Raw genomic sequence first — 26,314 nt, forward strand, 5'->3', positions numbered from 1 at the left:
CTCGCGCGGGAAAGTTCTCTCCGGACAGGCCCACTTTCTGCTTAGAGTGGGTCTTGCAAACGTTTGCGCCTTGTGACGGTGCAGAATTCCTGTTCGAGCCCTCGACCCGCAGCCCACGTCAGCGAGCACAGACCATGACCCCCACCCACCGCCTCGGATTCCTGGCCCTCGCCCTGGCCGCGTGTGCCACCACCGCGCGCGCCGAGCCCGCCGTCGTCTACGACATGGGCGGCAAGTTCGACAAGTCCTTCAACGAGGCGGCCTACCGCGGCATCGAGAAGTGGAAGAAGGAGACCGGCAAGCCCTACCTCGAATTCGAGATCGCCAACGAGACCCAGCGCGAGCAGGCGTTGCGCCGCATGGCGGAACGCGGCGCGAGCCCGATCATCGGCATCGGCTTCGGCCAGGCCGCGGCGATCGAGAAGATCGCCAAGGAATTCCCGAAGCTGCAGTTCGCGCTGATCGACATGGTGGTGCAACTGCCGAATGTCCAGTCGGTCGTGTTCAAGGAGCAGGAAGGCAGCTTCCTGGTCGGCGTGATGGCCGCCACGGCGAGCAAGACCGGCAAGGTCGGCTTCGTCGGCGGCATGGACATCCCGCTGATCCGCAAGTTCCAGTGCGGCTACGAGCAGGGCGCCAAGTTCGCGAACCCGAAGGCGGAGGTGTTCTCGAACATGACCGGCACCACCGGCGCCGCCTGGGCCGACCCGGCGCGTGGCGGCGAACTCGCGAAGGCGCAGTTCGGCAAGGGCGCCGACGTGGTCTTCGCCGCGGCGGGCGGCACCGGCATCGGTGTCTACCAGGCCGCCAAGGACGCCGGCAAGCTCGCGATCGGCGTCGACAGCAACCAGAACCACATCCAGCCCGGCACGATGCTGACCTCGATGCTCAAGCGCGTCGACGTCGCCGTCTACGAGGCCGCCAAGGCCTTCAAGCCAGGCGTCACGGTGCTCGGCCTGAAGGAAGGCGGCGTCGACTACGCGATGGACGAGAACAACGCCAAGCTCGTCAGCGTCGACATGAAGAAGAAGGTCGAAGCCGCCAAGGCCGACATCATCGGCGGCAAGGTGAAGGTCGCCGACTACATGGCAGACAACGCCTGCAAGTTCTGAGCAACGGCTGAACCGACGCGAAAGGGCCCGGCGTGAGCACGATCAAGCACGTCGCGGCGCGCGCGGGCGTGTCGTTCACGACCGTCTCGCATGTGCTGAACGGCACGCGCCGCGTCAGCGACTCGGCACGCGAGCGGGTCGAGCGCGCGGTGGCCGAGATGGGCTATGCACCCAGCGCCGTGGCACGTGCGCTGAAGATGAGCGAGACCTGCATCCTCGGCGTGCTGGTGCCCAACATCACGAACCCGTTCTTTGCCGAGCTGACGCGCGGCATCGAGGACTGCTGCCGCCGCACCGACTACTCGGTGTTCCTGTGCAACTCGGACGACGATCCGCAGCGCCAGTCGCGCTACCTGCAGACCCTGCTCGAGCGGCGGGTCGACGGCCTGCTGATGGCCGCCGCGGCCGGCGACGCGGCCGCGCTGGTGCGGCGCCTCGCGCCGATGCGCGTGCCCACGGTCGTCGTCGACCGCGACGTGCCGGGCCTGGGCGCCGATCTGGTGCGGGTCGACCACGAAGGCGGCGCGCGGCTCGCGGTCGAGCACCTGCTGGGGCTCGGCCACCGGCGCATCGCGTGCCTGTCGGGCCCGTCGGAATTTGCGGTCAGTCGCGCGCGCACGGCGGGCTGGCGCGCTGCGCTGGCGGCGGCGCGGATCGCACCCGAACCCGGCTGGTTGCTCGAAGGCGAGTTCAACGCCGCCGCCGGTCACGCGCTCGCCTCGGAGCTGCTCGCGCGCGATGCGGTCACCGCGATCTTCGCCAGCAACGACCTGCTCGCGATCGGTGCGCTGCGCGCCGCGGCGGAGCGCGGCGTTTCGGTGCCGGGTGCCCTGTCGGTGATCGGTTTCGACGGCATCGACCTGGGCGCCTATGCCTACCCGGCGCTGACGACTGTCGGCCACCCGATCCGCGCGCTCGGCGAAGCCGCAGCGCAGGCCTTGATCGACCGCATCGGCGCCGGCCCGTCGCCCGGACGCGAAGTGGTCCTGCCGGCGCAATTGCTGATGCGCGAATCGACTGGCACCGTACCCTCATGAGCGACGCCCCGAACGCCCCGGCACCGCTCGCGGTCCGCATGGTCGGCATCGACAAGCGCTTCGGCAGTGTGCAGGCGAATGCCGACGTGACGCTGAACGTGCGCGCCGGCACCGTTCACGGGCTGGTCGGCGAGAACGGCGCGGGCAAGAGCACGCTGATGTCGGTGCTGTATGGCTTCTACGGTGCCGACAGCGGCCACATCGAGGTCGACGGCGCGCCGGTGCGCATTCGCAACGCGTTCGAGGCGATCGCGCTCGGCCTGGGCATGGTGCACCAGCACTTCATGCTCGTCGAGACGCTGAGCGCGATCGACAACGTGATGCTCGGCGCCGAGCCGCATGTCTTGCTCAAGCGCTCCGACGCGGTGGTGCGCGCCGGGCTCGAGGCGCTGATGACGTCGACCGGGCTGCGCGTCGAACTCGACGCGATCGTCGGCGACCTCTCGGTCGGCGACCGGCAACGGCTCGAAATCCTGAAGGCGCTGTACCGCGGCGCGAAGATCCTGATCCTCGACGAGCCCACCGCGGTGCTGACGCCGCAGGAGACCGAGGCGCTGTTCAAGGTGCTGGCGCGGCTGCGCGACCGGGGCACGACGATCATCCTGATCACCCACAAGCTCAAGGAAGTGATGCGCCTGTGCGACCGCGTCACCGTGATGCGTGGCGGCCGCGTCGTGCACGAGACCGACATCGCCGACGCGTCGATCCAGGGTCTAGCGGAGGCGATGGTCGGCCGCCAGGTCCACATGGGCCGGCAAGGCGATGCGAAGGGCGCCCCCGGCGCCGTGGCGCTCGAAGCGGTCGGCCTGACGGTGCGCGACGCGCTGCAGGTCGAACGCTTGCGCGGCGTCAGCATCCGCTTGCGCGCCGGCGAGATCGTCGGCGTCGCCGGTGTCGCGGGCAACGGCCAGAGCGAGCTGCTGGAAGTGCTCGCCGGCCTGCGCGCGCCGCAGGAAGGCCGCCTGACGGTGGCGGGCGAATCGTTCGGCCCGGCACGCTGGCTCGACCCGCGCACGGCGCGCGCGCTCGGCATCGCCCACGTGCCCGAAGACCGGCATGCGCGTGCGATGGTGATGAGCTTCGGCGCGTGGGAATCGGCCGTGCTCGGCTACGAGGAACGGCCGGCCTACAGCAGCCCGCGCGGCTGGATGCTTCACCGCCGCATGCGCGACGCGACCGCGGCGCTGATGCAGCGCTTCGACGTGCGCCCGCGCAACCCGGCGCTGGCGAGTTCCAAGTTCAGCGGCGGCAACCAGCAGAAGCTCGTGCTCGCGCGCGAGATCGGGCAGGGGCCGCGCGTGCTGCTGGTCGGCCAGCCGACCCGCGGCGTCGACATCGGCGCGATCGAGTTCATCCACGCCCAGCTGCGCGCGTTGCGCGACGCGGGCTGCGCGCTGCTGGTGGTGTCGAGCGAGCTCGACGAGATCCTCGCGCTCGCCGACCGGGTGCTGGTGATGAACGAGGGCCGCATCACGGGCGAGCTGCCGATCGCGGAGTGCACCGAGGCGAAGGTCGGCCTGCTGATGGTCGAGACCGAAGGCGTCGCGGCATGAGCGCGCGGGCCCTGCCGCGTTGGGCCGACGTCGTGCTGCTGCCGATCGTCAACCTGGCGATCGCGCTCCTCGTTGCGGCGCTGGTCGTCGCGCTGATCGGACAGAGCCCGGCGCAGGTGATGACGATGCTGGTGAAGGGTGCGTTCGGCAGCGAGCGCGGCCTGTCGTACACGCTGTACTACACGACCAGCTTCATCTTCACCGGCCTCGCGGTCGCGCTCGCGTCGCATGGCGGCCTGTTCAACATCGGCGCCGAGGGGCAGGCCACGCTCGGCGGCCTGGGCACCGGGCTGGTCGCGCTGTGGCTCGCGGACAAGCTGCCCGCACCGGTGCTGCTGCCGCTGATGCTGGCCGGCGGCGCGCTGTTCGGCATGGTGTGGGCGGCCGTGCCCGGTTACCTGCAGGCCTACCGCGGCAGCCATGTCGTGATCACCACGATCATGTTCAACTTCCTCGCCAGCACGCTGCTCGTCTACCTGCTGGTCAACCGGTTGAAGGCGCCCGGCGGCATGTCGGTCGAGAGCGTGCCGTTCGGGCCGGCCGCGCACCTGCCGGGCATGCACGAGGCGCTCGCGTGGTTCGGCATCGCCTGGCCGTCGTCGCCGCTGAACCTGAGCCTGCTGCTGGCGCTGCTGGCCGCGGTCGGCGTCTGGGCGTTCCTGTGGAAGAGCCGCGCAGGCTACCGGCTGCGCGCCGTCGGCGCCAGCGCGAGCGCGGCGGCATATGCCGGGATCCGCCCGACGCGCCAGATCATCCTCGCGATGGCGCTGTCCGGCGCGTTGGCCGGCATGGTCGGCATGAACGAGATCGCCGGCGTCAACGGCAAGCTGTTGCTCGACTTCGTCGGCGGCGCCGGCTTCACCGGCATCGCCGTGGCCGTGATGGGGCGCAACCATCCGTTCGGCATCGTGCTCGCGAGCCTGCTGTTCGGCGCGCTGTTCCAGGGCGGGGCCGAGGTCGCGTTCGAGGTGCCCGGGTTCAGCCGCGACATGGTCGTCACGCTGCAGGGCTTCATCGTGCTGTTCTCGGGCGCGATGGCGTACGTGGTCGCGCCGGCGGTCGCCCGCGTGGTGCACCTGGGCGCGCAGCGCGCGCCGGCCGCCGCGGCCTCGACGGAGGCCGCGAATGGATGAGGCGCTGATCGGTGCGCTGATCGCGTCGACGCTGCGGGTCGCGACGCCGCTGATCCTGTGCGCGCTCGCCGGTCTGCTCGCCGAGCGCTCGGGCGTCGTCGACATCGGCCTCGAAGGCAAGATGCTGTTCGCCGCGTTCGCCGCGGCGGCGGGGGGCGCGGCGTTCGGCTCGACCGTGATCGCGCTGCTGCTCGCGATGGGCGTGGCGGTCGCGCTGTCGTGGCTGCACGGGTTCGCATGCGTCAGCCACCGCGGCGACCAGGTCGTCTCCGGGATGGCGATCGACATCATCGCGGCCGGCCTGACCGTGGTCCTCGGCATCGCCTGGTTCCACCAGGGCGGACAGACGCCGCCGGTGGCCGACACGGTGCGGCTGCACGCGTTGTGGCCGGGCGCATCGGCCGCGCTCGGACCGGCGCTCGGCGAAGGCCTGCTGAGTCACAACCTGCTCGTCTACCTGACGCTCGCGTTGGTCGGCGGCGTCTGGTGGCTGGTCTACCGCACCCGCTTCGGCCTTCGGCTGCGTGCGGTCGGCGAGAACCCGCACATGGTCGATGCGGCCGGCGTGTCGGTGATCCGGCTGCGCTACGCGGCGCTGACGCTCAACGGCATGCTGTGCGGGCTGGCCGGCAGCTACCTGGTGCTGGCGCAGAACGCGTCGTTCGCGCCGAACATGACGGCGGGCCGCGGCTTCATGGCGCTGGCCGCGCTGATTTTCGGCCATTGGCGGCCGGTGCCGGCATTGCTGGCCTGCCTGCTGTTCGGCTTTCTCGATGCCGCGGCGATCCGCCTGCAGGGCGTGAGCCTGCCGGGTATCGGCGAGGTGCCGGTGCAGGCGGTGCAGGCGCTGCCGTACCTGCTGACCGTGATCCTGCTGGCCGGATTCATCGGCCGCACGACCGCGCCCAAAGCCCTCGGCGTGCCCTACGTGAAGGAACGCTGACCGATGAAGACGACACCATGCTGAACGACCTGGACCGACAACGCCTGCTCGACGCCGCGCGCGCCGCACAGGCCCGTGCCTACGCGCCGTACTCGCATTTCGCGGTCGGCGCGGCGGTGCTCGACGACCAGGGCCGGGTGCACGCCGGCTGCAACGTCGAGAACGCGGCGTACCCGCAGGGCGTGTGTGCCGAGGCCGGCGCGTTCAGCGCGATGGTGCTGGCCGGCAGCACGCGGGTGCGCGCGCTCGCCGTGGTCGGCGATGGCGCGGGGCTGGTCACGCCCTGCGGGGGCTGCCGCCAGAAGCTGCGCGAGTTCGCGGCGCCCGACACGCCGGTGCTGGTCGGTGACCGGCACGCGCTGCGCGCGCAGTTCACGCTGGCGCAGCTGCTGCCCGACAGCTTCGGGCCGGAGAACCCTTCGTCATGACGAGGTCGTCCGACGCCGCTCGCCAGGTGCGCGCGCTCGCGCCCGGCGCCCGCCCGCGCATCGCCGTCGTGCTCGGCTCGGGGTGGGGTGGGCTGACCGCACAGGTGCGCGACGCGCGCCGCATCCGCTACGACCAGCTCGACGGCTTTCCGCAGGCCACCGTGCAGGGCCACTCCGGCGAACTCTGGCTCGGCAGGATCGGCCCGCACGAGGTCGCGGTGATGAGCGGGCGCAAGCACGCGTACGAGAGCGGCGAAGTCACCGGCATGCGCAGCCCGCTGCACACGCTGCGTGAACTCGGCTGCGAGGTGCTGGTGCAGACCAACGCCGCCGGCAGCCTGCGCGCCGAGATGATCCCCGGCAGCCTGATGGTGCTCGCCGACCACATCAACCTGCCGCAGCGCTCGCCGCTGGTCGGCGCCGGCGGCTCGGAGCGTTTCGTCAGCATGCTCGATGCGTACGATCCGGCGCTGCGCAAGACGGCGCATGCGGTGGCCGACCGCCAGAACCTGACGCTGCACGAGGGCGTGTACGCGTGGACGCTCGGCCCGCAGTTCGAGACGCCTGCCGAGATCCGCTTCTTCCGCCAGATCGGCGCCGACGCGGTCGGCATGAGCACCGTGCCCGAGACCATCCTCGCGCGCCACGCGGGCATGCGGGTGCTGGCACTCTCGCTGCTGACGAACATGGGCGCCGGCCTGTCGGACGAGTCCTTGAGCCACGCCCACACCTTGTCGCAGGCGCTGGCCGCGAGCGACGTGGTCGGCGACCTGCTGGCCGACATCATCGCGGCCATCGAACTTTGATCTGAACCGACCTTGCCCATGACCCCTGTCCCGTTCGACCCGATCGCCAGCGCGCGCCTGGCGCTGGCGTGCCTGGACCTCACGACGCTGAACGACGGCGACACCGAGGCCGACGTCGTCAAGGTGTGCGCGCGCGCCCGCGGCCCGCACGGCCACGTGGCGGCCGTGTGCGTGTGGCCGCGCTTCGCGGCGCTGGCGCGGCGCGAGTTGCCCGCGAACATCGCGGTCGCTGCGGTCGCGAACTTCCCAGACGGCGGCGCCGACCGGGCGCGCGCCGTGGCCGACACCCGCGAGATCGTCGATGCCGGTGCGCAGGAGGTCGATGTGGTGCTGCCCTTCGCGCGGCTGCAGCAGGGCGACGAGCGCGCGGTGAGCGCGCTGCTCGACGCGGTGCGCGCCGCCTGTCCGGGCCTGGCCTTGAAGGTGATCCTCGAGACCGGCGTGCTGGTCGACGAGGCGCTGATCCGCCGCGCGGCGCAGCTCGCCCTCGACGCCGGCGCCGACTTCCTGAAGACCAGCACCGGCAAGACGCCGGTCAGCGCGACGCCTGCCGCCGCGCGCGCGATGCTGGCCACGATCGCCGCCGACCCGCGCGCTGCCCACCGGGTGGGTTTCAAGGCCTCGGGCGGCATCCGCACGGTCGCCGAGGCGGCGCTGTATTTCGGCCTCGTCGAGCAGGCGCTGGGCATCGCGGCGCTGACGCCGCCGCGCCTGCGCATCGGCGCGAGCAGCCTGCTGAACGATATCGAGGCGGTGCTCGCGGGCCATGCGGCCGCGGGGCCGCCGGCGGCCCCGGGCAGCTACTGAGCCTTCGGCCATGCTCGCGCAGGAAATCATCCGCCTGAAGCGCGACGGCCACGCGCTCGGCGCGCCCCAGATCGACGCCTTCGTGCGCGGCCTGGTCGACGGCTCGTGGAGCGACGCGCAGGCGGCCGCGCTGGCGATGGCGATCCTGCTGCGCGGCTTCGACCCGGCCGAGACGGCCACGCTGACCGGCGCGATGGCGCGGTCCGGCGACGTGCTCGACTGGGCCGGTGCCCAGCTCGGCGGCCCGGTGCTCGACAAGCACTCGACCGGCGGCGTCGGCGACAAGGTCAGCCTGCTGCTCGCGCCGATCGTGGCCGCCTGCGGTGGCGTGGTGCCGATGATCTCGGGCCGCGGCCTCGGCCACACCGGCGGCACGCTCGACAAGCTCGAGGCGATTCCCGGCTACCGCAGCACGCCGTCGACCGACGAGCTGCGCGCCGCGTTGCGCGCCGCCGGCTGCGCGATCGTCGGCGCGACGGCCGCGCTCGCGCCCGCCGATCGGCGCCTGTACGCGATCCGCGACGTGACCGCGACGGTCGAGTCGATCCCGCTGATCACCGCGAGCGTGCTGTCGAAGAAGCTCGCGGCGGGACTGCAGGGGCTGGTGATGGACGTGAAGGTCGGCAACGGCGCGTTCGCGGCCGACCTGCCGACGGCGCGCGCACTTGCGCAGTCGCTGGTGCGCGTGGCGGGCGCGTCAGGCTTGCGCACGCATGCGCTGATCACCGACATGAACGAAGTGCTCGGCACCAGCGGCGGCAACGCGTTGGAAGTGCACGAGGCGATCGACTTCCTGCACGGCCGGCGGCGCGAGCCGCGCCTGCTCGCCGTGACACGCGCCCTCAGTGCCGAACTGCTGCTGATCGGCCGCCTCGCCGCTGACGAAGACGCGGCACTCGCGCTGGTGGACGCCGCGCTCGCCGGCGGCCGTGCGCTCGACCGTTTCGCGCGCATGGTCGCGGCACTCGGCGGGCCCGCCGACCTCGTCGAGCGGCCTGCGGCGTACTTGCCGACCGCGCCGGCGCAGCAGGAGGTGCTGGCGCCACGGGCCGGCTGGCTCGGCGCGATGGCGACCCGGGACATCGGTGTGCTGGTGGTCGAGCTGGGAGGCGGGCGGCGGCTCGTCGGCGACCGCGTCGACCACCGGGTCGGCGTGAGCGGTGTGTTGTCGCTCGGCAGCCGCGTCGAGGCGGGCGAGCCGCTGGCCATCGTTCATGCCGCCGACACCGCGTCGGCGCAGGCCGCGGCCGCGCGCCTGTCGGCGCTGATCGACATCGTCGAGACGGCGCCGGCGCTTCGGCCGGCGGTCCTCGAACGCATCACCTCGGAGACCGCCGCATGAGCCGGGCCCTCGTCATCGTGCTCGATTCGTTCGGCCTCGGCGCGGCGCCGGATGCGCCGCGCTTCGGCGATGTCGGCGCCGACACCTTCGGCCACATCGCGCAGTGGTGCGTCGCGAACGGTCGGCCGCTGCGGCTGCCGAACCTCGCGCGGCTCGGCCTGCCGCAAGCGGCGCGGGCCGCCGGCGGGCAGTGGCCAGCCGGTGTCGAGCGCCGGGCCGAGCCGGACGGCGCATTCGGCGCCGCCGCCGAAGTCAGTCTCGGCAAGGACACGCCGAGCGGTCACTGGGAGCTGATGGGTTGCCCGGTGGCGTTCGACTGGGGCTACTTCCCCAAGACCGACGATCCGGCCGCATCGGTCTTTCCACCGGCGCTGATGCAGCGCTGGCTCACGGCCTGCGGGCTGGGCGGCGCGCTCGGCAACTGCCATGCGAGCGGCACCGAGATCATCGAGCGGCTCGGCGACGAGCACCGGCGCACCGGTTGGCCGATCTGCTACACCAGCAGCGACAGCGTGTTCCAGGTCGCTGCGCACGAGACGCACTTCGGCCTCGACCGGCTCTATGCCATCTGCACGCAGGCCAAGACGATCTTCGACGAGGCCAACATCGCGCGCGTGATCGCGCGGCCGTTCGTCGGCGAGAACGGCCGCTACCGCCGCACGGCGCACCGCCACGACTACACCACGCCGCCGCCCGCGCCGACACTGCTCGACGTGTTGAAACACGCCGGCCGCGAGGTCCACGGCATCGGCAAGATCAGCGACATCTTCGCGGCGCGCGGCATCACCCGCAGCCGCACGGGCGACGGCAATGCCGAGCTCTGCGCGCAGACACTGGAGGCCTGGCGGGAATGCGCCGACGGCGGCCTGGTGTTCTCGAACCTGGTCGACTTCGACATGCTGTTCGGCCACCGCCGCGACGTGGCCGGCTACGCCGACGCGCTCGAAGCCTTCGACGCCTTCCTGCCGCGCCTGCTCGCCGAACTCGGCCCCGGCGACCTGCTCGCGCTCAGCGCCGACCACGGCTGCGATCCGACCTGGCCCGGCAGCGACCACACCCGCGAGCACGTGCCGATGCTGTTCGCCGGCCCCGCCGCGCCGCGCGGCCGCGATCTCGGCGTGCGGTCCACCTTCGCCGACCTTGGCCAGACGCTGGCCCGACATCTCGGCGTTCCGGCCCTGGCCCACGGGACAGCCTGCTGGTGAAGCGCACGACGGGCCGGCGCACTTGTTTCATCCGCTGGATCGAATACGGACAATGACGGCCATGAAACCGTTCTGCATTCCAAACCCGCTTCGCTCGTTGCTCGGCAGAGCGCTCCTCGGCGGATGGGTCGCCGTCGCTTCCAGCACGCTGGTGCAAGCCGCCGAACCGGTCGCGCTGCGGCTCATCGGCATCAACGACTTCCACGGCAACCTCGAGCCCGCGAACCTCACCCTCACGCTGGCCGACCCGCAAGGCGGCAGGCCGCTGCGCGTGCCGGTCGGCGGCGCCGCGGCCGTGGGCGGGCTGGTCAAGGCGCTGCGGGCCGGCGCCCCGCACAGCCTGATGATCTCCGGCGGCGACCTGATCGGCGCGGCGCCGCTGGTGTCGACGCTGTTCCGGCACGAGTCGACGATCGAGGTGATGAACGCGATCGGGCTCGATGCGTCGACGGTCGGCAATCACGAGTTCGACGCCGGCGCGGCCGAGCTCAAGCGCATCGCGAACGGCGGCTGCCCGCCGCCGCAGCCGGACGCGGTCGCGACCTCGTGCACGCTGGCGCCGTACACCGGCGCACGCTTCCCGTACCTGTCGGCCAACGTGTTCGACGGCCACGGGCACACGCTGTTCGCGCCTTCGTTGATCCGCGAGATCGACGGCATCCGTGTCGGCATCATCGGCGCAGTCACGCGCAACACGCCGACCCTGGTGACGCCGTCCGGCGTGGCCGGCCTGCGCTTCATCGACGAGGCCGAAGCGATCAACCGCGCCGCGCGTCATCTGAAGGCGCAAGGCGTGAAGGCGATCGTGATGACGATCCACGAGGGCGGCGAGCTCGGCCCGCCGAGCCAGCGCGGCGACTGGAACGATGCCAGCTGCCCCGATGCGCACGGCCCGATCTTCGCGATCGCCAAGCGCGTGACCAGGGACGTGGACGTGATCTTCTCGGCCCACACCCACCAGGGCTACCGCTGCGTCATCGACGGCCGCGTGATCATCCAGGGCACGTCCTACGGCCGCGGTCTCTCGGTGGTCGACGTGGTGCTCGATCCGAAGAGCAAGAAGGTGATCCCGTCGCAGACCCGCACCATCAACCTGCCGGTGCTGAACGACCAGACCGATCCCGCGCTGCGCGAGCGTCTGGCGGCGGCGCTGCCCGAGCCGTACGGCGACGTGCTGCGCAGCGCGCGGCCCGACCCGGCGATCGCCGAGTTGGTCGCGAAATACGCCGCGGTCGTCGCGCCCAAGGCGGCCCAGCCGGTCGGCCTGATCGGCGGCAGCTTCCCGCGCGGCGGGCGCGCGGACAGCCCGGCCGGACGCCTGATCGCCGACTCGCAGCTCGCCGCCACGCAGGCACCGGCGGACGGCGGCGCGCAGATCGCGCTGATGAACCCGGGCGGCATCCGCAGCGACCTCGACTGCAAGGGCGCGCCGCCCTGCACCGCGACCTTCGGCCAGATCTTCACGATGCAGCCGTTCGGCAACAGCCTGGTCGTGATGACGCTGACCGGCGCGCAGCTGAAGGCGCTGCTCGAGTCGCAACAGCGCCCCGGCGCACAGGAGGCGACCTGGTTGCAGCCCTCCGCCGGATTCACCTACACCTGGCAGTCGGATGCTCCGGCCGGCGAGCGCGTGCGCGACATGCGCTTGAATGGCGAGGCCATCGTGCCCGACCGCGACTACCGGATCACCGTCAACAGCTTCCTGGCCGAAGGCGGTGACGCGTTCACCGTGTTGACGCGCGGCACCGCCCGCACCGGCGGGGGGCAGGATCTGGACGCGCTGATCGCCTACCTGAAGGGCGCGCCGGAGCGGTCACCCGTCCCGACGCGCATCACGCGGCTGCCGTGACGGCGCGCCGGCCCTTGCGCCGGCGCGTTTCGCATCCAGATGAGGGCGACACTTCTTCGCCGGTCACGCGCCGGCCGCTGCCGATGTCGCTGTTCCTGATTTCCGCGCTGGTCCACGCCTATGTGGGCTGGCGCGTTGTGCCCGACCTGCCGTCCGGACCGGGGACGCCGGCCTTCGTCGCGCTGCTCGTCGCGTCGGCGGCCCTGATGCCGATGGCGCTGCTGGCCCGACGCGTGCGCCCGCCCTGGTCCGACCGGCTGGCCTGGGCGGGCGCGTTGGCGATGGGGCTGTTCTCGTCGCTGTTCGTGCTGACGCTGGCCCGCGACGTGCTGCTGCTGGTCGCTGCGCTCGTCGGCCTGGCCGCGCCGGCCGCGTTGGACCCGTCCGCGCTCGCGCTCTGGAGCGCCGTGGCGGTGCCGCTGCTCGGCCTGGCCGCCAGCGCCTGGGGCTTCGTCAACGCGCGGCGCACGGCGGCGGTCGTCTCGGTCGACGTGCCGATCGCGGGGCTGCCGGCCGCGCTGCACGGCTTCACGATCGCGCAGATCAGCGACATCCACGTCGGGCCGACGATCAAGCGCGCCTACCTGGGCCGCATCGTCGCGGCCGTCAACGCGATCGGTGCCGACATGGTCGCGGTGACCGGCGACCTGGTTGACGGCTCGGTGCGCGAACTCGCGGGTCATGTTGCACCGCTGGCATCGCTCACCTCCACGCACGGCACCTTCTTCGTCACGGGCAACCACGAGTACTACTCGGGCGCACCGGCCTGGGTGGCGGAATTGCGACGGCTGGGCTTGCGCGTGCTCATGAACGAGCACGTGGTGCTGCAGCACGCGGGGGCGGTGCTGGTCGTCGCCGGCGTCACCGACTTCGGCGCGCACCACTTCGACGAAGCCGAGCGCAGCGATCCGCAGGCGGCGCTCGCCGGCGCGCCGGCCGGCGCGGGTGCGAAGCTGCTGCTCGCCCATCAGCCGCGCAGCGCCGAGGCGGCCGAGCGCGCCGGCTTCCAGCTGCAGCTCTCCGGCCACACCCACGGCGGCCAGTTCCTGCCGTGGAACCTGTTCGTGCGCTTCCAGCAGCCGTTCACCGCCGGGCTGCACCGGTGGCGGCGGCTGTGGGTCTACACCAGCCGCGGCACCGGCTACTGGGGGCCGCCGAAGCGCTTCGGCGCTCCGTCCGAGATCACCCGGCTGCGGCTGGTGCCGGCGCCGGGCTGAGGCGCCCGCGGCGCCCTGTCAGGGCATTGCACAGCGCCCGGAGGGCGCGTCTTACAATCGACGGGTTTCGCTTCCGGCGTCGTGCCGGGCTCCACAAGAGGATTTCCAAGTGTTCATTTCCGAAGCCTTTGCCCAAGCCGCGCCCGCCGCCGCTGCCGACTCGCCGTTCGGCAGCCTGGGCAGCATGCTGCCGCTGGTGCTGATGTTCGTGGTGCTGTACTTCGTGATGATCCGGCCGCAGATGAAGCGCCAGAAGGAAGCCAAGGCGATGATCGATGCGCTCGCCAAGGGCGACGAGGTCGTCACCTCCGGCGGCATGCTCGGCAAGATCGCCAAGATCGGCGAGAGCTATCTGACCGTCGAGATCGCCAACGGCGTCGAGATCCAGGTGCAGCGCGGCGCCGTCGTGCAGGTGCTGCCCAAGGGCACCGTCGCCACCAAGTAAGACCCGCCGCGTCCGCGCGGCCAACGCCCGCTCGCTCTCGCGCGGCTCGCTCGCAGGCAGCCCACCCCGGCGCTGCGCGGCCGTCGCCATCGTGGCGCGACCCGCGCCGCTGAAGGAACTTCGATGAATCGCTACCCCGCCTGGAAATACGCGCTGCTGGTCGTCGCGCTGCTCGTCGGCCTGATCTACACGCTGCCGAACTTCTTCGGCGAAGCGCCGGCCGTGCAGGTCAGCAGCGGCAAGGCCACGCTGAAGCTCGACGGCTCGATGGCGCCGCGCGTGTCCGAGATCCTGGCCAAGGCCGAGTTGAAGCCCGACTTCGTGCAATTCGAGGGCAACTCGGTCAAGGCCCGCTTCGGTGACCTGGATGCGCAGCGCAAGGCCAAGGACGCGCTCAACGCCGCGCTCAATCCCGACCCGGCAAACCCGAGCTACATCGTCGCGCTCAACCTGCTGTCGCGCTCGCCGGGCTGGCTGACCTCGCTGCACGCGCTGCCGATGTTCCTCGGCCTCGACCTGCGCGGCGGCGTCTATTTCCTGATGCAGGTCGACATGAAGTCGGCGCTGACCAAGAAGGCCGAGGCGCTGAGCGGCGACATCCGCACGCTGCTGCGCGACAAGAACCTGCGCCACGCCGGCATCACCCGCGACGGCAACAACGTCGACGTGCGCTTCCGCGACCGCGAGACGATGACCGCCGCGCGCAACCTGCTGCAGGACCAACTGCCCGACCTGCAGTGGACCGAGACGCCGGACGGCACCGACATCCGGCTCGCCGGCAGCCTGAAGCCCGAGGCGGCGAAGCGGGTTCAAGACACCGCGATCACCCAGAACATCACGACCCTGCACAACCGGGTCAACGAACTGGGCGTGGCCGAGCCGGTGATCCAGCAGCAGGGCGCCGACCGCGTGGTCGTGCAGCTGCCGGGCGTGCAGGACACGGCCAAGGCCAAGGACATCATCGGCCGCACCGCGACGCTGGAGCTGCGCATGGTCGACGACAGTGCCGAGGCGCAGGTGGCCGCACGCGGCGCCGGCCCGGTGCCGTTCGGGACCGAGCGCTTCACCGACCGCGACGGCAGCCCGCTGATCGTCAAGCGCCAGGTGGTGCTGACCGGCGAGAACCTCACCGACGCGCAACCCGGCTTCGACGGCCAGACGCACGAGCCGGTCGTCAACCTGACGGTCGACGCGAAGGGCGCGCGCATCATGAAGGACACCTCGCGCGACAACATCGGCAAGCGCATGGCGATCCTGTTGTTCGAGAAAGGCAAGGGCGAGGTCGTGACCGCGCCGGTGATCCGCGGCGAACTCGGCTCGAACTTCCAGATCTCCGGCCGCATGACCGCCGGCGAGGCCAATGACACCGCGCTGCTGCTGCGCGCCGGCTCGCTGGCCGCGCCGATGGACATCATCGAGGAGAAGACCATCGGCCCGAGTCTGGGCGCCGACAACATCGCCAAGGGCTTCCAGAGCGTGCTGTACGGCTTCGCGGCGATCGCGCTGTTCATGTGCGTGTACTACCAGTTCTTCGGCATCGTCTCGACGCTGGCGCTGGGCTTCAACCTGCTGCTGCTGCTGGCGCTGCTGTCGATGCTGCAGGCGACGCTGTCGCTGCCCGGCATCGCCGCGATCGCGCTGACGCTGGGCATGGCGATCGACTCGAACGTGCTGATCAACGAGCGCGTGCGCGAGGAATTGCGCGCGGGCGCGTCGCCGCAGGTGGCGATCCACACCGGCTACGAGCGCGCCTGGGCGACGATCCTGGACTCGAACGTCACGACGCTGATCGCCGGTCTGGCGCTGCTCGCGTTCGGCTCCGGTCCGGTGCGCGGCTTCGCGGTCGTGCACTGCCTGGGCATCGTGACCTCGATGTTCTCGTCGGTCGTGTTCTCGCGCGGCCTGGTGAACCTCTGGTACGGCCGCCAGAAGAAGCTCAAGAGCGTGTCGATCGGCCAGGTCTGGAAGCCGCAGCCGGACGTGCCCGCGGTCAAGACCTGACCCGCGCCGGCCCGACACCTCAGCACAAGGATCCATCATGGAGTTCTTCAGAATCCGTCGCGACATCCCGTTCATGCGGCATGCGCTGGTCTTCAACATCATCTCGGCGGTCACGTTCGCGTTGGCGGTGTTCTTCCTGGTCACGCGCGGGCTGCACTTCTCGATCGAGTTCACCGGCGGCATCGTCACGCAGGCGAGCTACGCGCAGGTGGCCGATGTCGAGAAGATCCGGGCCAACGTCGACAAGCTCAACCTGGGCGAGTCGCAGGTGCAGAACTTCGGCAGCTCGCGCGACGTGATCATCCGGCTGCCGATCACGCCGGGCATGAAGCAGACCGAGGTCGCGACGACCGTGTTCGACACGTTGTGCAAGGCCGAGGGTGGCACCGTCAGCGTCCGCCAGACCACGACCGACAAGGGCGAGAGCGTCAGCCGCCCGGCGTGTTCCGCCGGTGCCGCCGAGCCGGTGCAGCAGCGCAGCGTCGAGTTCGTCGGCCCGCAGGTCGGACGCGAGCTCGCGGTCAACGGCGCCTATGCGCTGCTCGCGGTGGTCGTCGGGATCATGATCTACCTCGCGATCCGCTTCGAGTGGAAGTTCGCGGTCGCGGCGATCATCGCCAACCTGCACGACGTGGTCATCATCCTCGGCTTCTTCGCGTTCTTCCAGTGGGAATTCAACCTGACGGTGCTGGCCGCGGTGCTGGCGGTGCTGGGCTACTCCGTCAATGAATCGGTGGTGATCTTCGACCGGATTCGCGAGGCCTTCCGGCGCTTCCGCAAGATGAACACGCACGAGGTGATCGACCACGCGATCACCAGCACGATGAGCCGCACCATCATCACGCACGGCAGCACGCAGATGATGGTGCTGTCGATGCTGATCTTCGGGGGCCCGACGCTTCATGGTTTCGCGATCGCGTTGACGATTGGCATCCTTTTCGGCATCTACTCGTCGGTGTTCGTCGCGGCGGCGATCGCGATGTGGCTGGGCGTCAAGCGCGAGGATCTGGTCAAGGCCGGACCGGCCAAAGAGCTCGATCCCGACGATCCCAACGCCGGGGCGGTGGTGTAGAGTCCCACCGTCACTTTCAGTCAGGATTCGCCGCACCCATGCCGACCCCCGCCAACCCGACGGCATTGGCCCGACAGGCGAGGCGCGCGTATCTCGAGTCGCTGATTGCCGGCCTGCCCGGGCTGGTTCAGGCGGTCGACCAGGGCTCACGCGTGCTGCTGAGCCAGGTCGCCGAACCCTCTGTCGTGATGCGGCGGCGCGAGCTGATTCCCGATTTCCCGAAGTCCGCACCGCTGTGGCTGCAAGGCATGAGTGTGATGCTCGGCGGTGCCCGGCGCTCCGGCCTCGTCTCGGCAACCCACCCCGGTGAGCTGCCGCTGTCGGCCAGTCGCCAGGCCAAGCTCAGCCTGGTCGATGACGACACGATCGAGCACGAGATCATCACCTCCAAGCTCGCGCTGGCGATGATGGACCGCGCGTCCTGGGAGTTCAGCGACCTGCGCTCGCGCATGAACGTGCTCGAACGCCGTGAGGAAATGGACACGAACGACGTGATCCGTCCCCACGTGATCGCGCGCGTCGCGACGGCGTCGTGGCGCTCGGCCGGCCTCGGTCTGGACTTGTGGCGCCTGCTGCAGGGGCTGATCCACGAGGAATTCACCTTGTTCACCGAAGAGGCGTACCACGAGACCAACCGTTTCCTGCTCGAGCGCCACGTGCTGCCCGACATCGACCTGCGCCCGTTCATCCGCCGCTCGCGCAACTCGGCGATGACGGGTTTCGGCGGCGCGCCGCCGGTGGCCACCGGCGGCGGCAGTGGCGGGTTCGTGGCCTCAGGCGGCGGCGAAGTGAACGAAGAGACGCGCATGATGACGCGGGCGGGTGCGCTGTCCAACGCCGCCGGCCATGCCGAACAGGTGCTCGGGCGCCTGAACCGCCTGGTGGCGCGGCAACTGCCGGGCTTCGGTGTGACGCAGCAGGACAGGCCGGTGATGACCGCGCCGCGGCTGAAGAACGCGATCAACGACGCGCAGCAGGCGGTCGCGCGGCGCATGGCCACGGCGGAGCACGCGGCCACCATTGCCGGACACGTCAGCACGCCGGCGCTGCTCGAGGAGCTGAACCAGCGCAAGCAGGCGCTGAAGCAGGCCGCGACCACGCCGGTCGAGCGGGCGACGATCGAGATCGTCGCGCTGCTGTTCCAGAGCATCCTGACCGAAGAGCGCATCCCGCCGGCCGTGCGGGTGTGGTTCGCGCGACTGCAGATGCCGGTGCTGCGGGTGGCCGTCAGCGAGCCGGATTTCTTCGCGACGATCGATCACCCGGCGCGCCGGCTGATCGACCGCATGGGCTCGTGCGTGATGGGCTTCGACGCGACCAGCCGCGCGGTGGGCGACGTGATCGAGAAGGAAATCAAGCGCGTCGTGCAGGTCGTCGAGGCCTACCCTGACACCGGCCGGCGCGTGTTCCAGACCGTGCTGGTCGAGTTCGAGAAATTCCTCGAGCACTACTTCAAGAACGAGAACGAGGCCTCGCGCAAGGGCGTATCGCTGGCGCAGCAGGTCGAGCAGCGCGAGACGCTCGCGATCCAGTACACGATCGAGTTGCGCAAGATGCTCAACGAGGTGCCGGTGCAGGAAGGCGTGCGCGAGTTCCTGTTCCACGTCTGGGCCGACGTGCTCGCGATGGCCGCCGTCAAGCATGGCAACCAGAGCGACGCGACCCGGGACATGAAGCGCGCCGCCGCCGACCTGATCTGGTCGGCCAGCGCCAAGGTCTCGCGCGAAGAGCGCGCCGAGGTCATCCGGCGCCTGCCACCGCTGCTGAAGACGCTGCGTGACGGCATGGACAACGCCGGCGTGCCGGCCGGCAAGCAGGACGAGCACATCCAGCAACTCAACAACTCGCTGGCCGCCGCGTTCACCGCCAAGACCGCGGCGATCCCGCACGAGCGGCTCGAGGAACTGATGGCCCGGCTCGACACGCTCGAGGAACTGCTCCCCGAGGCCGACGACCTGGAGATCGACGAGGCGATGGTCCACGATCTCTCGGGTCACGAATCGTCCGAGCTGGAAGTGGTCGCCGAGGGCGGCTCGATGCCGACCCCGGCCATGGTCGCGTGGGCGCGCGAGCTGCAGGTCGGCAGCTGGTACATGCTCGACTACCGCAACCGCAACGAGCCGATGCAGTTGGCGTGGCAGGGCATGCGGCGCCAGCTGACGCTCTTTGTCTCGCCGCAGGGTCGGGGCGTGCTGTTCCAGCAGAATCGCCTCGCGGCGTTCCTGCAGGCCGGGCTGCTGGTGCCGGCGCAGGACGAATCGCTGACCGTGAAAGCCACGCGCAGCGCGCTGGCCAAGATCGACGGGGATCCGTCGCGCCTGCTGAACTGAATCCTGCGGGAAGGGCGGCGGCCGGCTTGGCCGTGCCGCCCGTCGCGGCTTCAGCCGCTTCTGCTAGTGGATCAACCGGTCTTCTTCGTCGACGAACAGTTCGTCGAGGATCAGCGCGTCGGGCTCCTCGCCCAGGCTCCAGAAGACCATCAGCACGATGATCTTCAGGTCTTCCAGGTCGATCGGACCGCCCGGAATGGCGCTGGCGCGGTCGATCACCATTTCGCGCATCGGCGGCGGCAGCACGCCCGCGGATTCGAGGAAGCTGATGAAGCCGATGGACGGCTCCCCGAGGTGATCCTGCTCGGCCGGCGAGTACACGCGGATGCTGTGCGCGCCCTGTTCGCCGACGTACGCCTCGGCGGCCGTGGCCACGCCGTCGAGCCACGACAGCGCCTCCTGGATCTCGTCCGATTCGAAACCGACCGACGACAGCTTGCGGGTCAGCTGATCGTGGTCCGGGCACGCATCGGGACGCCAGTAGTTTTCGTACAGGTACACGAGCACATCGAACATGGATTCACTATACCCCAGTGGGTCTGTCCGCGCGGTTCTGCCAAGCGCCGTCAGCGGCCTGCCACACGTTGGAACAGCTGACCGGGCAGGCGGGCCACGACGCCGTCCAGCTCGAGCCCGAGCAGCCGCGCGCTGAGCGCCGCGGCGCCGAGACCCGTGCGAGCGGCAAGGGCGTCGAGCGTGACCGGGTCGAAGCCGAGCGCGTCGAGCAACGGATCGGTGTCCGATGGAGACTCCACGGCCGCCGCCGGCGCGTCGCGCGCCACCGTCGGGCGCAGCTCCTCGAGCACATCCTGCGCCGTCTCGACCAGCTTCGCGCCCTGGCGCAGCAGAACGTGACAGCCGCGCGCCTGCGGCGAATGAATCGAGCCGGGAATGGCGAACACCTCGCGCCCGGCCTCGTTGGCGAGCCGCGCGGTGATCAGCGAGCCCGACTGGACCGCCGCCTCCACCACCAGCGTGCCGCGGCTCAGGCCGGCGATGATCCGGTTGCGCTGCGGAAAATGCGTCGCCAGCGGCGGCGCGCCGAGTGCGTATTCGCTGACGATCAGGCCGTGCTGCGCGATCCGGTGCGCCAGTGCGAGATGGCGGCGGGGGTAGACCCGGTCGAGACCGGTGCCCACGACCGCGATGGTGCTCGCGGCGCCGTCGAGCGCGCCAGCATGTGCGGCTGCATCGACACCGAGCGCCATGCCCGAGACGATGGTCAAGCCCGCGCGGCTGAGCTCGCGCGCGAAGTCGGCGGCATTGGCGGCGCCCTGCGCGGTCGGGTGGCGGCTGCCGACGATGGCGATCGAGTCGGCCTGGAGCAGTTCGACGCGGCCTTGGGCGTAAAGCATCAACGGCGGATCGGGCGAGTTCAGCAGTGCCGCGGGATAGCGCGCGTCGTCCAGCGGGATCACGCTGCGCGGCGCTGCCGCGTCGACCTGCTGCAACCAGGCCAGGGTCGCCGCGTGAAGTGCCGCGAGCCCTTCCGGTTCGTCAACGAGCGCGTTCGCCTGCGCCGCACCGACCACCGCGCGTCGTGCGTCGGCGTCCGCGGCGATCACCGCCTGCGGCGAGCCGAACGCCGCGAGCAGGCGGCGTACCGACTCGCGCCCGACGCCGGGCGTCTCCAGCAGGCGCAGCCAGGCGCCAAGTTCTTCGGGGTCGATCACGCGAGAGGCCGGCGGGAGCCGGCGGGGAAATGGGCCGGGTCAGGGTTGCGTGAAGCGGTCGCCGGGCGACACCGGTTCCTTGACCGACAGGATCAGCGCGTACGACATGCGGTCAAACACGCGGAACACGAACAGCAGCCCGTGGCGCTCGTCCGGCAGCTTGATTGTCGGCTTGGTCGGGTCGGTGGTGTCGACGACGCGGGAGCCGTTGCGCACCAGCGCCAGCACGTGGCCGCGTTCCATGCCGTCCTTCGCGCCCTTGTTCAGCGAGACGATCTGGTTCTGGCCGGCGGTGAGCGCCTCGCCGTAAAGCGAGACGATCCGGCCTTCCATCGGGCCCTGGGGCGCGTGCGGTGCGTAGTTGGTGTACTCGCGCGGCGGCACGACCGCCAGGCGGTCGCCCACGCCGGCTTCATAGCGCACGCTGGTCACGGTGAACGTGGCCGGCACGATCTCGGACTTGCCGGCGGCGTCGACCCGGGTCTCACCCTGGCGCGTGTACTCGGCACCGCCGACATAGACGGCCTCGTAGCCGAGCAGTTCCTTGGTGGTCGGATCGAGCAGTGGCTTCGGGCTGCGGAAAATCCGGTAGTCGGTGCCGTTGCTCAGGTCGCCGCGCACGTAGGCGGTGTCCCCGCGGCCCAGGATGACGCGGTTTTCCTGCGTCGCGACGATGCGCGGCGCCTGTTCGAGCTCGTTGCCCTGGAAGATCACCGCCTCGTTCAGGAACGGCTCGATCAGGCCGAACGGGATCGACGCGAGCGCGTCGGCACCGATGTCGGACGAGCGCACGCGCGGCGACAGCTTGTCGGTGCCGCCGCCCACCGCCTGGCCCATGCGCAGGCGCGCACGGCCGCCGGTCTTGTCCAGGACCAGCACCTGGCCGGGGTAGATCAGGTGCGGATTGCGGATCTGGTCGAGGTTCATGCCCCACAGCTCGGGCCAGCGCCATGGACTCCTGAGGAAGATCTTGGAGATGTCCCAGAGCGTGTCGCCGCGCTTCACGGTGTGGGAGTCGGGCGCATTGGGCGCCAGTTCGGACAGCGGCACGCCGTCCTGCGCGACCTTCTGCGCGGTGCCGCGCTGCTGTGAAGTGATCGGATAATCAGCCGCCTGGACCGTCGCGGCGCCGAAGACCAGACCCAGCATCGCGCCGATGGACACGGCACCGGTGGCGCGGCGAGCACGAGAAACAGATCGATCACGACGGGTCATGTGGGTCTCTCAGGAGATGCACGGCATCGTCGCCCGCGCGATGGGGTTGTGTCCGCAGGCTTCGCCGGGCAAACCACAGTTCGGCGAAAATCCTCAATCAGTTTCACAGATTCTGCCCCTAAACCCTTGATATCGCAACGAAAGTGACCTCGTCTGGCGCGTCGTGTGAGACCTGTCACGGATCACGAGTGTTGCGCCCGTTCCACACCTTGGCCGACTACGGCACTGAAACCAATTCCAGATGGCCAGCCTGAACATCCTCCGCTACCCCGATCCACGCTTGCACACGGTGGCCAAACCCGTCGCCCAGGTCGACGACCGCATCCGGCGACTGGTCGACGACATGCTGGAGAGCATGTATGCCGCCGACGGCGTGGGCCTGGCCGCCACGCAAGTCGACGTGCACGAGCGCGTGATCGTGATGGACACCTCCGACGCGCGCGACGATCCGCGCGTGCTGATCAACCCCGAGCTGATTGCGCGGAGCGAGGAGATGACCTTCGCGGACGAAGGCTGCCTGTCGGTGCCGCTGGTCTACGACAAGGTCAAGCGCCACGCCCGTGTGACGGTCCGGGCGCTCGACCGCGACGGCAAGACCCAGGAATTCGAGGCCGACGGGCTGCTCGCGATCTGCGTGCAGCACGAGATGGATCACCTGATGGGCAAGGTCTTCGTCGAGTACCTGAGCCAGCTCAAGCGCGACCGCATCAAGACCAAGATGCTCAAGAAGGCGCGCGAGGAATGAGGGTCGCGTTCGCCGGCACGCCCGAGTTTGCGGCGGTCGCGCTGGCGCAGCTGCATGCGGCCGGCTTCGAGATCGTGCTGGTGCTGACCCAGCCCGACCGGCCCGCCGGGCGCGGGCTGAAGCTGCACCCGTCACCGGTGAAAGCCTTCGCGACGGCGCAGGGCATCCCGGTGGCGCAACCGCGCAGCCTGCGGCTCGACGGCAAGTTTGCCGATGAAGCCGAGCATGGCCGCGCGGCGTTGCTGGCCGCGCGCCCGGACGTCCTCGTCGTCGCCGCCTACGGCCTGATCCTGCCGCAGTGGGTGCTCGACGTGCCGCGCCTGGGCGGGCTCAACATCCACGGTTCGCTGCTGCCGCGCTGGCGCGGCGCCGCGCCGATCCACCGCGCGATCGAGGCGGGCGACGTGCGCACCGGCATCACGATCATGCAGATGGACGCCGGCCTCGACACCGGCCCGATGCTGCTCGCCGAGTCGATCGCGATCGCGGCCGACGACACCACCGCCACGCTGCACGACAAGCTCGCCCCGCTCGGCGGGCGCCTGGTCGTCGAGGCGCTCGAACTCGCCGCCTGCGGCGGCCTGGTCCCGCAGCCGCAGCCGACCGAAGGCATCACCTACGCCCACAAGATCGACAAGACCGAGGCCGCGATCGACTGGCGCGTCGATGCCGCCGCGATCGAGCGGCGCCTGCGTGCCTTCGACCCGTTCCCCGGCGCCAGCACGCAGCTCGATGGCGAGACCGTCAAGTGCTGGCGCGGCGACGTGGTGCCGGGCGCGGGCGCGCCGGGCCAAGTGATCGGCGTGAGCGACGCCGGCATCGTCGTCGCCTGCGGCACCGGCGCACTGCGCCTTACCGAACTGCAGCGCCCCGGCGGCAAGCGGCTCGTCGCTGCGGCCTTCGTGCAGGGCCGGCCGCTTGTCGCCGGCATGGTCTTCGCGTCCCCGTCGCATTGAACTCGCGTACGCTGCCCGCATCTACGCGGCTCCAGCGTTTCCGACGAGGTCACCACGCAATGTTCAATCTGATGAAGACCGCCGTCCTGATGGCGGCGATCACCGCCCTGTTCATGGCCATCGGCTCGTTGATCGGCGGGCAGCAGGGGATGATGCTGGCGCTCGTCGTGGCGCTTGGCATGAACTTCTTCAGCTACTGGTTTTCCGACAAGCTGGTGCTGAAGATGTACAACGCGCAGGAGGTCGACGAGACCTCCGCGCCGCAGTTCTACCGCATGGTGCGCGACCTGGCGCAGCGCGCGCAGCTGCCGATGCCCAAGGTCTATTTGATCAACGAGGATGCGCCCAACGCGTTCGCGACCGGGCGCAACCCCGAGCATGCCGCGGTCGCCGCCACGACCGGCATCCTGCGCGTCCTGTCCGAGCGCGAACTGCGCGGCGTGATGGCGCACGAGCTGGCCCACGTGCGCCACCGCGACATCCTGATCAGCACCGTCAGCGCGACGATGGCCGGCGCGATCTCCATGCTCGCCAACTTCGCGATGCTGTTCGGCGGGCGCGACAGCGAGGGCCGTGCGCACAACCCGATCGTCGGACTGCTGGTGATGTTCCTTGCGCCGATCGCGGCGAGCCTGATCCAGATGGCGATCAGCCGCGCCCGCGAGTTCGAGGCCGATCGCGGCGGCGCGGAGATCTCCGGCGACCCGCACGCGCTCGCTGCGGCGCTGCAGAAGATCCACCGCTACGCCCAGGGCATTCCGCTCGAAGCGGCCGAGCGGCACCCGGAGACCGCGCAGATGATGATCATGAACCCGCTGTCCGCCGGCGGGTTGCGCGGGCTGTTCTCGACGCACCCGTCGACCGAGGAGCGCGTCGCACGCCTGATGGCGATGGCGCCCGCCGCCGTCTGACACCGGTTTGCCATCGGCACCGAGCCGCCGCGAGGCGGCTTTTTTGCGCCTTCGGCCATCTGGGCTGGGATCGTCAACAAAGGTTTGCGCACCGCAATTACCCGTATTGGTACCTTTTCGGACAGTGATAACGTTTACATCCCCAAAGTCGTGCCTGGGAGCCGCCGTTGAAGACCTACGCATTTCCCCAATCCTTTCTTTGGGGCGCAGCCACCTCGGCGTACCAGATCGAAGGCTCGCCCCTGGCCGACGGCGCCGGGCCGAGCATCTGGCACCGTTTCGTCCGGACGCCGGGGCTGGTGAAGAACGGCGACACCGGCGACGTCGCCTGCGACCACTACAACCGGATGAAGGACGACGTGGCGCTGATGAAGCGCCTCGGCCTCACCGCCTACCGCTTCAGCATCGCCTGGGCGCGCGTGCTGCCGGAGGGCCGCGGCCGCGTCAACGAAGGCGGCTTGGGTTTCTACGAGCGCCTGGTCGACACCCTGCTCGAGAACGGCATCGAGCCGCTCGCCACCCTCTACCACTGGGACCTGCCCGCCGCGCTCGATGACCGCGGCGGTTGGCTCAACCCCGACGTGGCCGACTGGTTCGCCGACTACGCGAGCGTGATGTACCAGCGCCTCGACGGCCGGGTGAAGAAGTGGGCCACGCTGAACGAGCCCTGGGTCGTCACCGACGGCGGCTACCTTCACGGCGCGCTCGCGCCCGGCCACAAGAACCGCTTCGAGGCGCCGATCGCCTCGCACCAGCTGATGCGCGCGCACGGCAAGGCGGTGCAGGCGTATCGCGCGGTCGGCAAGCATGAAGTGGGCATCGTCGTGAACCTGGCGCCCAAGCACCCGGCGAGCGACAAGCCCGAAGACATCGCCGCCACGCAACGCGCCGATGCCTACATGAACCGCCAGTACCTGGACCCGGTCTTCCTCGGCAGCTACCCGCCCGAGATGAAGGAGATCTTCGGCGAGGCCTGGCCCGAGTGGCCGGCCGCCGACTACGCGCTGATCAAGCAGAAGATCGATTTCGTCGGCATCAACTACTACATGCGCGACATGATCCGCCACGAGGAGACGGCGTGGCCGGTCAAGACCGCCGTCGTGCCGCAGTCGCAATCGACCTACACCGACACGGGCTGGGAAGTGCATCCGCAAGGGCTGACCGAGATCCTGGTCTGGCTGAAGAACCGCTACGGCAACATTCCGCAGTACGTGACCGAGAACGGCGCCGCGTTCTACGACCCGCCCAAGGCCATGGACGGAAAGGTCGCCGACCCGCTGCGCCTGGGCTACTACCGCGCCCACCTGCGCGCGATCCACGACGCGATCGAGCAAGGCGTGGACCTGCGCGGCTACTGCGCCTGGTCGCTGCTGGACAACCTCGAATGGTCGCTCGGCTACTCGAAGCGCTTCGGCATCGTCCACGTCAACTTCGACACCCAGGAGCGCACGCTGAAGGACAGCGCGCACTTCTACGCCAGCGTGATCGCCTCGAACGGCGCGGTACTCAACACCGACTGACCGGCAGCGCTCGC

At 70.2% G+C, this 26,314-nt stretch carries 23 protein-coding genes; 20 read left to right on the forward strand and 3 right to left on the reverse strand.

The genetic code is table 11. From position 1 onward, the window contains the following. The first annotated feature begins 134 nt into the window (after nt 1–134). The 16 genes from ACWH49_RS13230 (at nt 135) to ACWH49_RS13305 (ending at nt 19,280) form a co-directional block, all read left to right on the forward strand. The gene (locus ACWH49_RS13230; protein WP_448171869.1) at nt 135–1,112 is read left to right on the forward strand and encodes a BMP family lipoprotein; all 978 of its coding nucleotides are present in this window, start codon (nt 135–137) and stop codon (nt 1,110–1,112) included. Nucleotides 1,113–1,144: 32 nt separating this feature from the next. Beyond that, nucleotides 1,145–2,149 (forward strand): LacI family DNA-binding transcriptional regulator, encoded by a 1,005-nt coding sequence (locus tag ACWH49_RS13235; RefSeq protein ID WP_448171870.1) that lies wholly within the window; start codon nt 1,145–1,147, stop codon nt 2,147–2,149. Further along, entirely contained in the window at nt 2,146–3,702 is a 1,557-nt protein-coding gene (locus ACWH49_RS13240; protein WP_448171871.1) for an ABC transporter ATP-binding protein, read from the forward strand. Before ACWH49_RS13235 ends, ACWH49_RS13240 begins: the two co-directional genes overlap by 4 nt. Next, the gene (locus ACWH49_RS13245; RefSeq protein WP_448171872.1) at nt 3,699–4,835 is read left to right on the forward strand and encodes an ABC transporter permease; all 1,137 of its coding nucleotides are present in this window, start codon (nt 3,699–3,701) and stop codon (nt 4,833–4,835) included. The genes ACWH49_RS13240 and ACWH49_RS13245 overlap by 4 nt, the downstream gene beginning before the upstream one ends. Beyond that, nucleotides 4,828–5,778: an ABC transporter permease gene (locus tag ACWH49_RS13250; protein WP_056472821.1), complete on the forward strand. Its 951-nt coding sequence runs from the start codon at nt 4,828–4,830 to the stop codon at nt 5,776–5,778. The genes ACWH49_RS13245 and ACWH49_RS13250 overlap by 8 nt, the downstream gene beginning before the upstream one ends. Continuing rightward, nucleotides 5,775–6,206, forward strand: a complete 432-nt coding sequence (locus ACWH49_RS13255; RefSeq protein WP_448174347.1) for a cytidine deaminase — start codon at nt 5,775–5,777, stop codon at nt 6,204–6,206. The genes ACWH49_RS13250 and ACWH49_RS13255 overlap by 4 nt, the downstream gene beginning before the upstream one ends. Then, a complete protein-coding gene (locus ACWH49_RS13260; RefSeq protein ID WP_448171873.1) occupies nt 6,203–7,012 on the forward strand; it encodes a purine-nucleoside phosphorylase in 810 nt (269 codons plus the stop codon). Before ACWH49_RS13255 ends, ACWH49_RS13260 begins: the two co-directional genes overlap by 4 nt. 18 nt (nt 7,013–7,030) lie before the next feature. After that, nucleotides 7,031–7,819, forward strand: a complete 789-nt coding sequence (deoC, locus tag ACWH49_RS13265; protein WP_448171874.1) for a deoxyribose-phosphate aldolase — start codon at nt 7,031–7,033, stop codon at nt 7,817–7,819. 10 nt (nt 7,820–7,829) lie between these two features. Beyond that, entirely contained in the window at nt 7,830–9,161 is a 1,332-nt protein-coding gene (deoA, locus tag ACWH49_RS13270; protein WP_448171875.1) for a thymidine phosphorylase, read from the forward strand. Continuing rightward, entirely contained in the window at nt 9,158–10,366 is a 1,209-nt protein-coding gene (locus tag ACWH49_RS13275; RefSeq protein WP_448171876.1) for a phosphopentomutase, read from the forward strand. Before deoA ends, ACWH49_RS13275 begins: the two co-directional genes overlap by 4 nt. 52 nt (nt 10,367–10,418) lie before the next feature. Further along, the gene (locus tag ACWH49_RS13280; RefSeq protein WP_448171877.1) at nt 10,419–12,215 is read left to right on the forward strand and encodes a bifunctional metallophosphatase/5'-nucleotidase; all 1,797 of its coding nucleotides are present in this window, start codon (nt 10,419–10,421) and stop codon (nt 12,213–12,215) included. Between the two features lie 83 nt (nt 12,216–12,298). Next, complete coding sequence (locus ACWH49_RS13285) at nt 12,299–13,432, forward strand: metallophosphoesterase (protein WP_448171878.1); 1,134 nt, start codon at nt 12,299–12,301, stop codon at nt 13,430–13,432. A 109-nt stretch (nt 13,433–13,541) separates the two neighbouring features. Continuing rightward, the gene (yajC, locus tag ACWH49_RS13290; protein WP_448171879.1) at nt 13,542–13,877 is read left to right on the forward strand and encodes a preprotein translocase subunit YajC; all 336 of its coding nucleotides are present in this window, start codon (nt 13,542–13,544) and stop codon (nt 13,875–13,877) included. A 123-nt stretch (nt 13,878–14,000) separates the two neighbouring features. After that, nucleotides 14,001–15,878: a protein translocase subunit SecD gene (gene secD, locus ACWH49_RS13295; protein WP_448171880.1), complete on the forward strand. Its 1,878-nt coding sequence runs from the start codon at nt 14,001–14,003 to the stop codon at nt 15,876–15,878. 37 nt (nt 15,879–15,915) lie between these two features. Continuing rightward, nucleotides 15,916–16,950, forward strand: a complete 1,035-nt coding sequence (gene secF, locus ACWH49_RS13300; protein WP_448171881.1) for a protein translocase subunit SecF — start codon at nt 15,916–15,918, stop codon at nt 16,948–16,950. 38 nt (nt 16,951–16,988) lie between these two features. Continuing rightward, nucleotides 16,989–19,280: a DUF1631 family protein gene (locus tag ACWH49_RS13305; RefSeq protein ID WP_448171882.1), complete on the forward strand. Its 2,292-nt coding sequence runs from the start codon at nt 16,989–16,991 to the stop codon at nt 19,278–19,280. Nucleotides 19,281–19,343: 63 nt separating this feature from the next. Here the strand turns inward: ACWH49_RS13305 and ACWH49_RS13310 are convergent, their stop codons facing one another. From ACWH49_RS13310 to ACWH49_RS13320, 3 genes are read right to left on the reverse strand one after another with little or no spacing between them, the layout of a single operon-like run. Continuing rightward, a complete protein-coding gene (locus tag ACWH49_RS13310) occupies nt 19,344–19,796 on the reverse strand; it encodes a DUF494 family protein (protein ID WP_448171883.1) in 453 nt (150 codons plus the stop codon). 50 nt (nt 19,797–19,846) lie between these two features. Then, nucleotides 19,847–20,950, reverse strand: coding sequence for a DNA-processing protein DprA (dprA, locus tag ACWH49_RS13315; RefSeq protein WP_448174348.1), 1,104 nt, complete (start codon nt 20,948–20,950; stop codon nt 19,847–19,849). A 42-nt stretch (nt 20,951–20,992) separates the two neighbouring features. Further along, nucleotides 20,993–22,168, reverse strand: a complete 1,176-nt coding sequence (locus ACWH49_RS13320; protein ID WP_448171884.1) for a LysM peptidoglycan-binding domain-containing protein — start codon at nt 22,166–22,168, stop codon at nt 20,993–20,995. Between the two features lie 241 nt (nt 22,169–22,409). On the opposite strand from ACWH49_RS13320, the gene def reads away from it, so the two are divergent. The 4 genes from def to ACWH49_RS13340 all read left to right on the forward strand — a co-directional run bounded on the left by def (nt 22,410) and on the right by ACWH49_RS13340 (nt 26,300). Continuing rightward, nucleotides 22,410–22,913: a peptide deformylase gene (gene def, locus ACWH49_RS13325; RefSeq protein WP_448171885.1), complete on the forward strand. Its 504-nt coding sequence runs from the start codon at nt 22,410–22,412 to the stop codon at nt 22,911–22,913. Further along, entirely contained in the window at nt 22,910–23,869 is a 960-nt protein-coding gene (gene fmt / locus ACWH49_RS13330) for a methionyl-tRNA formyltransferase (protein ID WP_448171886.1), read from the forward strand. Before def ends, fmt begins: the two co-directional genes overlap by 4 nt. Nucleotides 23,870–23,928: 59 nt before the next feature. Beyond that, nucleotides 23,929–24,780, forward strand: coding sequence for a zinc metalloprotease HtpX (htpX, locus tag ACWH49_RS13335; protein ID WP_448171887.1), 852 nt, complete (start codon nt 23,929–23,931; stop codon nt 24,778–24,780). Between the two features lie 167 nt (nt 24,781–24,947). Next, complete coding sequence (locus tag ACWH49_RS13340) at nt 24,948–26,300, forward strand: GH1 family beta-glucosidase (protein WP_448171888.1); 1,353 nt, start codon at nt 24,948–24,950, stop codon at nt 26,298–26,300. Nucleotides 26,301–26,314 lie beyond the last annotated feature (14 nt).

Source organism: Rhizobacter fulvus (assembly GCF_964020785.1).